This window comes from Pseudomonas sp. H1_D04 (assembly GCF_054683855.1).
In genome coordinates this window covers 6,069,418-6,080,084 of the sequence record NZ_CP162826.1, presented here as the reverse complement: position 1 = coordinate 6,080,084, position 10,667 = coordinate 6,069,418, and the positions used below count along the sequence as shown (strand labels likewise).

8 protein-coding genes are annotated in these 10,667 nt (G+C 60.9%); 5 read left to right on the top strand and 3 right to left on the bottom strand.

Going from position 1 to position 10,667, the window contains the following annotated elements; genetic code table 11:
* The first annotated feature begins 66 nt into the window (after positions 1-66).
* Together macA and AB4N82_RS28180 are read left to right on the top strand one after the other, a co-directional pair.
* Complete coding sequence (gene macA / locus AB4N82_RS28185; RefSeq protein ID WP_122681425.1) at positions 67-1,218, top strand: macrolide transporter subunit MacA; 1,152 nt, start codon at positions 67-69, stop codon at positions 1,216-1,218.
* 3 nt (positions 1,219-1,221) lie between these two features.
* Positions 1,222-3,180, top strand: a complete 1,959-nt coding sequence (locus AB4N82_RS28180) for a MacB family efflux pump subunit (protein ID WP_032885760.1) — start codon at positions 1,222-1,224, stop codon at positions 3,178-3,180.
* 115 nt (positions 3,181-3,295) lie between these two features.
* On the opposite strand, the gene AB4N82_RS28175 is transcribed toward AB4N82_RS28180, so the two are convergent.
* Both AB4N82_RS28175 and AB4N82_RS28170 read right to left on the bottom strand, forming a co-directional pair.
* Positions 3,296-3,964 carry a response regulator transcription factor gene (locus tag AB4N82_RS28175; protein ID WP_460104001.1) on the bottom strand — a complete coding sequence of 223 codons (669 nt, stop codon included), beginning with the start codon at positions 3,962-3,964 and terminating at the stop codon, positions 3,296-3,298.
* A gap of 140 nt (positions 3,965-4,104) precedes the next feature.
* Positions 4,105-5,349 carry a methionine gamma-lyase gene (locus AB4N82_RS28170; RefSeq protein WP_122763621.1) on the bottom strand — a complete coding sequence of 415 codons (1,245 nt, stop codon included), beginning with the start codon at positions 5,347-5,349 and terminating at the stop codon, positions 4,105-4,107.
* 123 nt (positions 5,350-5,472) lie between these two features.
* Between AB4N82_RS28170 and AB4N82_RS28165 the strand changes: the two genes are divergently transcribed.
* Positions 5,473-5,943 carry an Lrp/AsnC family transcriptional regulator gene (locus AB4N82_RS28165; protein ID WP_032885766.1) on the top strand — a complete coding sequence of 157 codons (471 nt, stop codon included), beginning with the start codon at positions 5,473-5,475 and terminating at the stop codon, positions 5,941-5,943.
* Positions 5,944-6,039: 96 nt separating this feature from the next.
* Positions 6,040-6,477: a carboxymuconolactone decarboxylase family protein gene (locus AB4N82_RS28160; protein WP_095185955.1), complete on the top strand. Its 438-nt coding sequence runs from the start codon at positions 6,040-6,042 to the stop codon at positions 6,475-6,477.
* Positions 6,478-6,480: 3 nt separating this feature from the next.
* Here AB4N82_RS28160 and AB4N82_RS28155 read toward each other — a convergent pair whose 3' ends face one another.
* A complete protein-coding gene (locus AB4N82_RS28155; protein WP_122763620.1) occupies positions 6,481-8,643 on the bottom strand; it encodes a TonB-dependent siderophore receptor in 2,163 nt (720 codons plus the stop codon).
* 241 nt (positions 8,644-8,884) lie between these two features.
* Here AB4N82_RS28155 and AB4N82_RS28150 point away from each other — a divergent pair, with 241 nt between their 5' ends.
* Positions 8,885-9,295, top strand: a complete 411-nt coding sequence (locus tag AB4N82_RS28150; protein ID WP_032885770.1) for an SRPBCC family protein — start codon at positions 8,885-8,887, stop codon at positions 9,293-9,295.
* Positions 9,296-10,667 lie beyond the last annotated feature (1,372 nt).

Here is a 10,667-nt window from a genome sequence, read left to right as displayed (position 1 = left end):
GATATGTACCCAATCAAAAAAAGCCCAACCCAATAGGCCGGGCCAAACCACTTTCTATGGTCATCTATGCAAAACTCTAAATTCCGCAAAATCGGCATATTCACCGTACTGGCCGTAGCCATCAGCCTAATCATCTACACCGTCCAGGCCCCGGCCGACGCACCGCTGTACCTCACCGCCACCGCCGAACGCGGCGACATCGAAAACGCCGTCCTGGCCACCGGTCTACTCGAAGGCATCAAACAAGTCGACGTCGGCGCCCAAGTCTCCGGCCAGTTAAAGTCACTCAAGGTCAAAGTGGGCGACAAGGTAAAAAAGGGCCAATGGCTCGCCGAAATCGACCCGTTGATCCTGCAAAACACCCTGCGCAAAGCCCAAGTGGATGAGGAAAATCTCCAGGCCCAGCGCAGGGCCACGGCGGCTCAGCTCAAGCAGGCCAAGTCGGTGTATGAACGCTACAAAGGCTTGCAGGATGACGAGTCGGTATCGCGCCAGGACTTTGAAGATGCCGAATCGACCTTCCAGGTGCAGCAGGCCAATCTGTTGGCCCTGGATGCGCAGATCAAAAGCGCACATATCCAGATCGACACCGCCAAGATCAACCTGGATTACACCCGCATCAATGCGCCCATCGACGGCGATGTGGTGGGCATCGTCACCCAAGAAGGCCAGACGGTGATCGCCAGCCAACTGGCGCCGGTGCTGCTCAAGTTGGCGGACCTGGACACCATGACGGTCAAGGCCCAGGTGTCGGAGGCGGATGTGATTCATATCAGCCCCGGCCAGCAGGTGTATTTCACCATCCTCGGTGAAGCCGACAAACGCTACTACGCCAAGCTGCGCGGCACCGAGCCGGCACCGCAGAACTTCCTTGAAACCCAGACCGCCGGCACGCCCAAGCAGAACACGGCGGTGTTCTACAACGCGTTGTTCGATGTGCCCAACCCCGACCATCGCCTGCGCATCGCCATGACCGCCCAGGTGCGTATCGTGCTCGACACCGCCCAGGCCGCGTTGATGGTGCCGGTGGCGGCGCTCGGGGCGCGCAATAAGGACGGCAGTTACGCGCTGCGGGTGCTGGATGCCAAGGGCAAGGCGGTGTCCCGTGATGTAAAAACCGGCATCAACAACAACGTCAAGGTGCAGATCCTGGAGGGCCTGGCCGAGGGCGATAAAGTGGTGATCGGTGATGCGTCACCTGCTGTGGCGGGGAATTGACGGATGAGCCAGCCACTGTTGGAACTCAAGGGCATCACCCGCAGTTTCATGGCCGGCGAGCGTGAGTTCATTGCGCTCAAGGGTATCGACCTGACGATTCAGGCCGGGGAAATGATCGCGATTATCGGCGCGTCCGGTTCCGGTAAATCCACCTTAATGAATATCCTTGGCGGCCTGGATTACGCCACTGCCGGCAGTTACAAGATCAATGGCATCGAAACCCGTTCGTTGGGTGATGAACAACTGGCGGAACTGCGCCGCGATTATTTCGGGTTCATCTTCCAGCGCTACCACTTGCTGGCGCACCTCAGTGCTTTGCACAACGTGGAAATGCCGGCGATTTACGCGGGCACCCCACAGACTCAACGCCACAGTCGCGCACGGGAGTTGCTCGAACGCCTGGGGCTGGCCAGCCACACCACCCACCGTCCCAGCCAGTTGTCGGGCGGGCAGCAGCAACGGGTGAGTATCGCCCGAGCCTTGATGAATGGCGGTGAAGTGATCCTCGCCGACGAACCCACCGGCGCCCTCGACACCCACAGCGGCAAGGAGGTGATGCGTATCCTCGCCGAGCTGCACGCGGCCGGGCACACGGTGATTATCGTCACGCACGATCCCAAGGTGGCGGCGAATGCCCAGCGTATTGTCGAGGTCTGTGACGGCGAGATCATCAGTGACAAGGCCAACACCCGCAGTGGATTGGACGCGCCTGCCGAGGCGCCGATAGAGCCCCGGCGCAGCGGCGCACGGCGGTTGGTGGCGAGCCTTGGGTTGTTCAAGGAAGCGTTCAACATGGCCTGGGTCGCGCTGGTGTCCCATCGCATGCGCACCTTGCTGACCATGCTCGGCATTGTCATCGGCATCACCTCGGTGGTGTCGATCTCGGCCATCGGCGAAGGCGCCAAGCGCTATGTGCTCAAGGACATCCAGGCGATTGGCAGCAACACCATCGATATCTTTTCCGGCACCAGTTTCGGCGACAGCCGCGCCTCGGCCATCGAAACCCTGATGCCGTCGGATGTGGACGCGCTGAACCAGTTGTACTACGTGGACAGTGCCACGCCGGTGGTGGGCCGCAGCCTGTTGCTGCGCTACGGCAATATTGATCTGGATGCCCAAGTCAATGGCGTCAGCGACCGCTACTTCAAGGTCAAGGGGCTGAAGCTTGAAGCCGGTATTGCCTTCAGCGAAAGCGATGCACGGCGCCAGGCCCAGGTGGTGGTGATCGACCACAACACCCGGCACCGTCTGTTCGGGCCGAACGTGGACCCGTTGGGCCAGGTGATCCTGGTGGGCAACCTGCCGTGCACAGTGATTGGCGTGACGGCCGACAACAAAAACATGTTCGCCGCCAGCAAGGCGCTCAACGTGTGGGTGCCTTACGAAACCGCGGCGGGGCGTCTTTTAGGCCAGCGCCATTTGGACAGCATCACCGTGCGCATCAAGGACGGCCAGCCGAGCAAGGTGGTGGAAGACAACGTCAACAAGCTCATGCTGCAACGCCACGGCACCAAGGATTTTTTCACCAACAACCTCGACAGCATCATGCAGACGGTGCAGAAAACCAGCCGCTCCCTGGCGCTGCTGTTGTCGTTGATCGCAGTGATTTCATTGCTGGTGGGGGGGATTGGCGTGATGAATATCATGCTGGTGTCGGTCACCGAGCGTACTCGTGAGATCGGTATTCGCATGGCAGTGGGCGCGCGGCAGTCGGACATTCGTCAGCAGTTTTTAGTGGAAGCGGTGATGGTGTGCCTCATCGGCGGCTTGATTGGTATCTCGCTGTCCTACGCGCTGGGGTTTCTGTTTTCGCTGTTTGTGAAGGAATGGGAAATGGTGTTTTCGGTCGGCTCAATCGTCACAGCCTTCGCCTGTTCGACGCTGATCGGCATTGTGTTCGGCTTTGTGCCAGCGCGGAACGCGGCGCGGCTGGACCCGATTGAGGCATTGGCCAGGGACTGATTTCTGTTGGCCGGTGAAGATCAAGTGTGGGAGGGGGCTTGCCCCCGATGAGGGACTGTCAGTTGATGCATCTATGGCTGACACACCGCTATCGGGGGCAAGCCCCTCCCACCGGTTAACTGGTGACGTCGTCCGTGGAATACATCCAGCGCAACAACGAATGCCGTCCGCTGATCCCCAGTTTGATCGCCGCCCGCTTGAGGTAGCTTTCAATCGTGTTGACCTTCAATGCCAGTTGCTCCGCCAACTCCGGCGCCGTCCGCCCGGCCAGCAGGCCCACACACACTTCCAGCTCGCGGTTGGACAGGGTCAGGCCCGATTGCACCAGGCGTTCTTCAATGCGTCGGCGCAGGGTGTCGATGCCCTGGTTTTGCGGCTCCCTCGGATCGCTGTCCTGGCGGCAGGGCTGGATCGCGGCGATGTGTTTTTCCACCATCGGCAGCAGCAGGGTGGAGAAGTCCTGCAGCATGCTGCGCTCCTGAAGCGAAAAGCTTTCGGACTGGTGCGAGCGGTACACCGACAGCACGTAGCGCACGTCGTCTTTGCGGCGTGTGAGGTGCAGTTGTGCGGCGGGTTGTGCTTCGCCCAGGGCCGCCACCGAATCGGTGTAGACCGGGCTGATCTTGCGGCGGGTGTGCCCTTCGGGGCTCACGCGCATTTGGGTGATATGGGTGGCGTCCACTGCCAGTTGGGTGAGAATCAGGTCATGCAGCATGCGTGGGAAATGGCGACTGCCGGTGCTGGCGATGACCTTGCCTATATGTGGGAACAGGTTTGAGTTCATCAGTTCGTCCATGAATGTCGAGTGCAGGACGTATGCTAGTACAGCCTGGCGGCGGGATGGGGATCCAATTGGGAAAAAACCAGATTAAGCACGGCCAACGGCGGCCGGACCTGTCCGACCGCCGTCAGGGCAAAACAAACTCATCTCACCGCATGCGCCGCCATCAGCGTTCGGCGCGGCAAGGCGCGCGTGCATGTGGCCAGTGCTTGTTGCACATCCGCCAGCAGGTCGGCAACGTCCTCAAGCCCGACCGATAAACGCACCAGGCCTTCGCTGATGCCGTGGTGCGCGCGCTGTTCCGGGGTGTAGGTGGAATGAGTCATGCTCGCCGGATGCTGGGCCAGGGATTCAGCGTCGCCGAGGCTGACCGCGCGGGTGAACAGCTTGAGGGCATTCATGAAGCGCCGACCGCTATCGATCCCGCCTTTGAGCTCGAAAGCAATCATGCCGCCCGACTGGCTCATTTGCCGCGCCGCCAGTTCGTATTGCGGGAAAGAGGGCAGCCCCGGATACGTGACCCAATCCACCGCCGGGTGCGCCTGCAACGCTTCGGCCACGGCCTGGGCGTTGCTGCAGTGGCGGTCCATGCGCAGGGCCAGGGTCTTGAGCCCGCGCATCAGCAGCGACGCATCCTGGGGCGACATCACTGCGCCGGTCAGGTCCTTGAGGCCTTGCAGGCGAATGCGCTGGGCCGTGGCCAGGTTGCTGACGGCGATGCCGGCGGTGATGTCGCCGTGGCCGCTGAGGTACTTGGTGGCCGAGTGCACCACCACATCGGCACCCAGTTCCAGCGGGCGTTGCAGGTACGGCGTGCAGTAGGTGTTGTCGATCACCACCGTCACATTTGGCTGTTGATGGGCGAGGGCGGCAACGGCCGCGATATCCACCAATTGCAGGGTGGGGTTGGCCGGGGTTTCACAGTAGATCATACGAGTGGCAGGGCTGAGCGCCGCTCGCAGGGCGGCCAGGTCGGTGAGGTCCACATGGCGCACCTTGATGCCGAACTCGCCGATACCGTGATGCAGCAGGGCGAAGGTGCAGCCGTAGAGGGTCTGGCTGACGATCACCTCATCGCCTGGCCGCAGCAGGGTCCAGAACGTCGCGGCAATTGCGCCCATGCCGGAGCTGAACGCCACTGCCGCCTCGCCGTTTTCCAGGGTGGCCATGCGCGATTCCAGCAGCGCCAGAGTCGGGTTGGAAATGCGTGTATAGAAGTGGCCGTCGGCTTCGCCGGCAAAACAGGCGGCGCCGTATTCGGCAGTGGGAAACGCAAACGTGGCCGACAGGTAGGTCGGCGGCACGAGCGCGCCGTGGTGGTCCTTGGGGTCGTAGCCGTGGTGGATGGCGCGGGTAGAAAAGCCGAATGCATTATGTTTATTGTTCATGTCGGGCGCTCCTTATTTCCTACAATGCTATGCTCATAACCAAGGCTGAATTTTCCAAACTTTGCCGACAAATCCCGCGTTAAGGGATGAAAAAACCCTAAAAATAATGAACAGAGGCAAATCATGCCCGTCACCTTGGACCGCACCGACAAAGCGTTATTGAACGCCCTGCAAGGCAATGCCCGTTTAACCGTGGCCGAACTCGCCGAACGCGTGTCACTGACCACGTCACCGTGCTGGCGTCGGGTCCGTCACTTGGAGGAGAGCGGGGTGATCAGCGGTTACCAGGCGATTCTTTCGCCCAAGGCGCTGGGGTATGGGGTGACGGCGTTTGTCAGCATCATGATGGAAAGCCACACCCAGGATATCGCCCGGGCGTTTGAGCAGCGGTTGTTGGAGATTCCGGAAATCGTGGCCTGTCATAACGTATCGGGGCGCTATGACTTTTTGCTCGAAGTGGTCGCCAAGGATTTGGAGTCGTTTGGCGAGTTTGCGCGGGAGGTGTTGCAGACGCTGCCGTGCGTCAAAGAGATCTATTCGAGTTTTTCTTATAAGTCGGTGCGGCCGTTGCGGGTGATTCCGTTGCCGGGCTGATGCATTGGCTACCTGATCTTCCCCGGAATTGGATATTCCTGACGGCCGCGACGGTGACTAACCTAGCCACCAATCCCACCGTTCTGGAGTTTCACCATGCAATCCCGTACCGACTTCTACACCGCTTCCCCGGACGCCATGAAAGCCATGCTTGCCCTTGAAGCGGCGGTCGGCAAACTCTCCATCGAGTTGCCGTTGCTGGAATTGATCCGCCTGCGTGTGTCGCAGATCAACGGCTGCGCCTTCTGCCTGGACATGCACACCGCCGATGCCCGCAAGGGCGGCGAAACCGAGCGTCGCCTGTACACCCTGTCAGCCTGGCGTGAAACGCCGTTCTTCACCCCCCGTGAACGTGCGGCGCTGGCCTGGGCTGAAAGCCTGACGCTGATCAGCCAGACCCACGCCCCGGACGAAGACTTCAACGCGCTGGCCGCTGAATTCAGCGCCCAAGAGCAGATCGACCTGAGCGTGGCGATCGCGACGATCAACAGCTGGAACCGTCTGGCGGTGGGTTTTCGCAAGATGCCCAAGTAAGCGTCAGAAGTTGACTGAGGCACTCAGGCGCGCCGTCAGTGGCGCGCCTTGGAACAGATAGTCATCGCCCATGTACTCACCCGCGTCGCGCCAGTAGCGCTTGTCGAACAGGTTGTCGACGCTCAGGCGGAACACCGTCTCGTAGCCGTCGACCTTGGTGGTGTAGCGGCTGCCGACGTTGACCACCGCATAATCTCCCACCTCCACATTGCCGCTGCGGTTGGCGTACTTCTTGGCGCTGTATTGCACGCCGCCGAGCACCGCCAATCCATTCACCCACGGCAACGCATAGTCGGCGTAGACACTGGCGCGCAGCTTCGGCACGTTGATCGCCTGATGCGCTTCGTATTGCGGCGTGCCGCTGCTGGTCACCCGTGCGCGAATCGCCGCCACGCTGGTGGAGATTTGCAGGCGTTCAGTGGCCCAGCCGTTGGCCGAGAGTTCTAATCCGGTGTTTTTCTGCTCGCCCTGCTGCACATAGGTGAAGTCGCCGGCAGCACCGGGCTTGGCGTACTGGTAGGCCTGGCGGGTCTGGAACACGGCAGCGGCGAAGCTGATGCGGCGCCAGTCGTATTTCACCCCGGCTTCGATCTGGCGTGAGGTGGTGGGTGCCAGGGTTTCAGCAGCGTTGGTGGCGAACCACGGCGCGGTGCCGCCCAGGGACAGGCCCTTGCTGTAGCTGGTGTACAGCGAGAGGTTTTCAATGGGTGTGTAGATCAGCGAAGCCTGGGGCAGGAACACGTATTGCTGGGTATCGCGTGTCTGGTCGCCGCTGACAGCGTCGAAGGATTTTTCATCCAGGCGCACTTCGCGGCCACCGAGGATGGTTTGCCATTGCTCATTGAAACGGATGCGGTCGGTGACGAACACGCCGTATTGGCGGCTGTCGAGGTTGCGGTGGCTTGGATTCAGCGGTTTGTCGGTGGGGGTGAACGTTGGCGTGTCTTCGTCGATGTTGCTGGTGCCGATGTACTCGTTGACCGGGTTGCGCTTGTCGATCACCCGACGGAACGCGCTGGTGCCAAAGGTCAGCTCATGGCCGATGCCTGCGGTGTCGAACAACCCGGTCATGGCCGCCTGCACTTCGTCGTCGCGGCGGGTGTCGTCGGGGCTGCGGTAGTCGTAGACGTCGTAGTTTCCCTCGGGGCTGAAGGTGTTCGGCACGCTTGAGGTGCAACTGGTCGAGCCATAGCAACCCCAGGCGAACGAGCTGTAATCATCGATCACTACCTTGCTGCGCGCGGCGCTGACGCTGGCTTTCCACTGGTCGCTGAAGCGGTATTCAAACCTGCCGTTGAGGTTCAACGAGTCGATGCCGACTTGCTTGGAGCCGCTCTGGTGGCCCAGCAGTTTTTTCGGCGAGGCGTCGTGGGGCACCTCAGTGCCGCCCAGCAACTGGTAGCCCGGTACCGAGCGTTGTTGCTTGTTCTGGTATTCCGCGTCCAGTTGCAGCACCGCGTCGGGGCTGATGTTCCAGTCGAAGGCCAGGGACACAAAGTCGCGCTGGCCGTTGGCATGCTCCACGTAGGAATTGAGGTCTTCATGGGCGACGTTGGCGCGCAGCCCGAATTGCTGCTCGCTGCCAAACCAGCCGCCGACGTCGGTGGCGATATAGCCGCTGCCGCGGTCATCGGTGGACACCGTTACCGAACGCACATCCTCAGGGCGCTTGGTCACGTAGTTGATCACGCCGCTGGGCTCGGAAATCCCGCTTTGCAGGCCGGCCAGGCCCTTGAGCACTTCGACCTGTTGCTTGTTTTCCAGGGCCACGTTCTGTTCGCCGGTGATGGTGCGCCCGTTGATCTTGTAACTGCTTGCCGCATTCAGCGAGAAGCCACGCACCACGAAGTTTTCGTAGTAGCCGATGGGCGCATAGCTGTCGCCTACCGAGGCGTCGTTGCGCAGCACCTCACTGAGCAGTCGCGCTTGCTGGTCCTTGATCAGGTCGGCGTTGAACACGCTGATCGACGCCGGGGTTTCCAGCAGCGGTGCTTCAGTGAAGCCGCCGACCGAGGCGGTATCGGCGCGATAACCGGACTCATCCTGGCCCTGAACCTTCACGGCCGGCAGTTCGATCTCTGCCGCGAGGCTGTTGCCAATACCGCCGCTGAGCAACAGGCCGAGGGCGAAACGTGAACTAACGACGGGACGAAAACGCAAAACCATGGGGGCAGGGCCTTAAAGCGCAGGGCGGGGGGGCGCATAAGCTAGGCATTACGGCGCGGTTTTACAAGTTATCGAGAATGGTTCTTTCACCTCACCCGCAACGGTGGAAGCCGGCTTAGGGATTAGATTTCAGCAAGAACGCCTAAAGGTGTTGTGTTCGCCGCGGCTTGAGGGAGTTGATGCATTGAGGCGCGTGGCGTGGCAGTCTGGACGACGTTTTCTTACGACTTGGAGATTTACCGTGGCAACAGCATCAGCAGTGATTGAAATCCCGGTATCGGCCGACACGGTCTGGCAATTGGTTGGCGGCTTCAACAGCCTGCCGGACTGGTTGCCGCTGATCGCCAAGAGCGAGCCAGGCGAAGGCGGCCGCTTGCGTCACCTGACCACTGGCGACGGTGGTGTGATCGTAGAACGTTTGCAGACCTTTGATAACGTGGCGCGCACCTACAGCTACACCATCGAGGAATCGTCATTTCCTGTGACTGCGTACCTGGCGACGTTGCAGGTTGAAGCGCTGAGCGAATCGTCGGCGAAGGTAACCTGGTCGGGCGTATTCACGCCGGCGGCGGGCACCACGGATGCTGCGGTCGAAGAGTTATTTGCCGGGGTTTACAAGGGCGGTGTTGAGGCGCTGCGGGCGAATTTCTGACTTCATGAGCGGGCTTCTGTAGTGAGCGGGCTTGTCCCGCGCCGGGCTGCGAAGCGGCCCCAATAAGCGCACCGCGTAGTATCAGGCAGCGTCCGGGTCGCCTGGTTTGGGGCGGCTTCGCCACCCAGCGCGGGGCAAGCCCGCTCACCACAGACAACTGTCATCACTGACAACTTTCACCACAGACAACTGGCATTCCAATTTACCGGGGTTTACAAGGGTGGGGTTGAGGCACTGCGGGCGAATTTCTGACCTCATGAGCGCGCTTCTGTAGTGAGCGGGCTTGCCCCGCGCCGGGCTGCGAAGCGGCCCCAATAAGCGCACCGCGTAGTATCAGGCAGCGCCCGGGTCGCCTGGTTTGGGGCGGCTTCGCCACCCAGCGCGGGGCAAGCCCGCTCACCACGGATAACTGGCACTACAGACAACTGTCACCACAGATAACTGTCGCCATAGATAACTGTCATCACAGACAACTGGCACTCCAATTTGCCGGGGTTTACAAGGGTGGTGTTGAGGCGCTGCGGGCGAATTTCTGACTTCATGAGCGGGCTTCTGTAGTGAGCGGGCTTGTCCCGCGCCGGGCTGCGAAGCGGCCCCAATAAGCGCACCGCGTAGTATCAGGCAGCGTCCGGGTCGCCTGGTTTGGGGCGGCTTCGCCACCCAGCGCGGGGCAAGCCCGCTCACCACAGACAACTGTCATCACTGACAACTTTCACCACAGACAACTGGCATTCCAATTTACCGGGGTTTACAAGGGTGGGGTTGAGGCGCTGCGGGCGAATTTCTGACCTCATGAGCGCGCTTCTGTAGTGAGCGGGCTTGCCCCGCGCCGGGCTGCGAAGCGGCCCCAATAAGCGCACCGCGTAGTGTCAAGCAGCAACGGGTCGCCTGGTTTGGGGCGGCTTCGCCACCCAGCGCGGGGCAAGCCCGCTCACCACAGATAACTGTCACTACAGACAACTGTCGCCATAGATAACTGTCATCACAGACAACTGGCACTCCAATTTGCCGGGGTTTACAAGGGCGGGGTTGAGGCGCTGCGGGCGAATTTCTGACCTCATGAGCGGGCTTCTGTAGTGAGCGGGCTTGCCCCGCGCCGGGCTGCGAAGCGGCCCCCAATAAGCGCACCGCGTAGTATCAGGCAGCGTCCGGGTCGCCTGGTTTGGGGCGGCTTCGCCACCCAGCGCGGGGCAAGCCCGCTCACCACAGATAACTGGCACTACAGACAACTGTCACCACAGATAACTGTCGCCATAGATAACTGTCATCACAGACAACTGGCACTACAATTTGCCGGGGTTTACAAGGGTGGTGTTGAGGCGCTGCGGGCGAATTTCTGACCTCATGAGCGGGCTTCTGTAGTGAGCGGGCT

Bases quoted from the DNA above. Each gene is read 5' to 3' on its own strand.
- macA (WP_122681425.1), top strand. From the start codon at position 67: ATGCAAAACTCTAAATTCCGCAAAATCGGCATATTCACCGTACTGGCC.
- AB4N82_RS28180 (WP_032885760.1), top strand. From the start codon at position 1,222: ATGAGCCAGCCACTGTTGGAACTCAAGGGCATCACCCGCAGTTTCATG.
- AB4N82_RS28175 (WP_460104001.1), bottom strand. From the start codon at position 3,964: ATGAACTCAAACCTGTTCCCACATATAGGCAAGGTCATCGCCAGCACC.
- AB4N82_RS28170 (WP_122763621.1), bottom strand. From the start codon at position 5,349: ATGAACAATAAACATAATGCATTCGGCTTTTCTACCCGCGCCATCCAC.
- AB4N82_RS28165 (WP_032885766.1), top strand. From the start codon at position 5,473: ATGCCCGTCACCTTGGACCGCACCGACAAAGCGTTATTGAACGCCCTG.
- AB4N82_RS28160 (WP_095185955.1), top strand. From the start codon at position 6,040: ATGCAATCCCGTACCGACTTCTACACCGCTTCCCCGGACGCCATGAAA.
- AB4N82_RS28155 (WP_122763620.1), bottom strand. From the start codon at position 8,643: ATGGTTTTGCGTTTTCGTCCCGTCGTTAGTTCACGTTTCGCCCTCGGC.